Here is a 2195-nt window from a genome sequence, read left to right as displayed (position 1 = left end):
TGATAAATATAGATAAAATTATCTATTTAACGCATAATATTTTAATATGCAAAATAACAATTTATGGTTGGATATGTATTAATATCCAAGTTTGATAATCGCCCAGAACTAACTACCCAAAAATTATTTAACTATTGTGACTGTTCAGACTGTGTTGGTAAGCAAATCAGATGATCATTCTGGATAAATATTAAGCCTTGCTGACGTAATTTACCCATTAGACGAGTCACAGTTACGCGGGTTGAACCAATAGCACTGCCAATTTGAGCATGGGTCAAAGGCCAAGGCAAATAATAACCACTTATTGCTTCTGGTTTGTCTTGGGCGATCCATGGTTCTCCATATTCTTCAATTAATAGCGTCAGAAATCCGAATAATCTGTCAATGGTGCGACGTTGGCCTAGGGTACTTAGCCACAGAAGCTTCCGTTGATGTTGGTATCTAAAGGCATCTAGGACTTCTCTGCGAAAGTAAGGCCAATTATCTAGGTCATGCCAATACATCCAAAGCACAGTTGTTTGATCTGCATGAGCATAAGCTTGAAGTGTAAATGGTGACTGAGCTATTAGTTCAAATGGTTGACCAGCACCGACAAATCCGAGGAAAGCTTCGTCTGAAATATTACTTATTTTTGACTTGCTAGACTTATTGTGACTGGCACTAATGTGGGCATTACCTACTAAACGAATTGACCCTTTTTGTACTAGATACAGCAAACCTGGACGGGCAGGAATACGTTCATCTTTGCTAAAAGCTCTGCTACGGTAGTGTTCTTCTGCCCAATCTATGATTAGTTGCCAAGTCAGAAATGGTCTGCTGGTAGGTGCAGAGGTGCTGGTAGGTTGTATATTCAGTGACATTTCTGGTAGTTCTGGATGTGATGATAGTTGCATTGGTACTCTCTTGTAGTAATAGTTGGCCTTGAGTTCAAATCATTTTGGTAAAAGGAATAGAAGCAGATTTTTATCTGTCTACTTATACCAGTTTGATCCTTAGTTTAAGTGTAGCAAAAAACACATCTAATTCGGAAGATTCAAGATCAAATTTATTTGAGGTAGTAATAATATTGACAAAAGCATCATTTAAGTGTAATTTGATACAAATTTTACAAAAAGCTATAAATTTATACCAGGAGCAATTGGAATTATCTTGCAGGTATGAAAATACATTAGAAGTTTGGCAAAAGAAGGAAGAAATTCCAATTAATCAAACTATAAATAATGGAGCAATTGTATACAAGTCAGCGATCGCTCTGAAGTTAGCTTCGGTTTGTCAACAACCAGCTATATATATTGCTACTGAGTTAGTTAAATATTGTAGGGAAATAGTAAATACTGAGACTAATAAAGATACAGAATTTTTTGATATTGAGGTAATTTCATCTGGGATAATTTACTTTTATTTAACTGATTTGAGTATCGCTAATTGGTTAGATTATCTAACTTCTTTTCCCCTAAATTTTGAGCAACAAGAATTACAGGTTGGTGTTGACTTTAACGAAGTCAGAAGTTGTTTTTGTAACGGGGATGTGAGCAAGTATCCAAAAACATTTCGCCAATCAAGGCGGGGTTTTAGACCCAATTACTTTGATAAATCTTTAGAAACTACAAATTTGTTTCCAATTCAGTATAGTCATGCTCGTTGTTGTTCGTTATTGCGGATGGGTATACGCGATCGCTTAATTAATGTTACTCTTACAGGCCCGGATGGTAGCGGTCAATTTTGGCAGTTGCAAAGTTCTCAACCTATATCCTGGCAACAACCTAATGGGCAATTACAATTTTTACATGATACTGAATACCACTTAATTGCTCAATTTGCTTCTACTCTAGATCGTATTTATTGTGTTTCTAGCAGCAAAAAACCTATAAATTGGCAAAAAGTAGCTGATGCTATGAGTGTAGCTTTTCAAGATTTTTACAGTCATTGTCGTATTTGGGGTGAGGTGAAGGTGAAAAAACCGCAGTTAGCGCAAGCTAGATTAGGTTTGGTTTTGGTGAGTCAGTCTATACTTAGATTTTTATTAGAAGAAAGGTTAGGTGGGGAAGCACCTGTAGAGCTTTAATTTAGTCAGGACTTATATCATGTCCGGTTGAACAGTTATAAATAAATAACGACGGAGTCCTCAGGAGTCAGGAGTCAGGAGTCAGGAGGGAAGAAAGAAGAAGGGGAGGGAGCAGGGTGGTTGTCGGGGA

At 36.9% G+C, this 2195-nt stretch carries 2 protein-coding genes; one reads left to right on the top strand and one right to left on the bottom strand.

From position 1 onward, the window contains the following. Positions 1-131: 131 nt before the first annotated feature. Positions 132-893 carry a Crp/Fnr family transcriptional regulator gene (locus tag F6K13_RS29750; RefSeq protein ID WP_192901275.1) on the bottom strand — a complete coding sequence of 254 codons (762 nt, stop codon included), beginning with the start codon at positions 891-893 and terminating at the stop codon, positions 132-134. Between the two features lie 44 nt (positions 894-937). On the opposite strand from F6K13_RS29750, the gene F6K13_RS29745 reads away from it, so the two are divergent. Continuing rightward, on the top strand, positions 938-2065 hold the full coding sequence (locus F6K13_RS29745) for a DALR anticodon-binding domain-containing protein (RefSeq protein ID WP_287243018.1): 1128 nt from the start codon (positions 938-940) through the stop codon (positions 2063-2065). Positions 2066-2195 lie beyond the last annotated feature (130 nt).

Source organism: Okeania sp. SIO2B9, from assembly GCF_010672505.1.
Lineage (GTDB): Bacteria > Cyanobacteriota > Cyanobacteriia > Cyanobacteriales > Microcoleaceae > Okeania > Okeania hirsuta.
The sequence above is the reverse complement of the archived record's forward strand: the minus strand, read 5'-3'. Positions and strand labels throughout refer to the sequence as shown.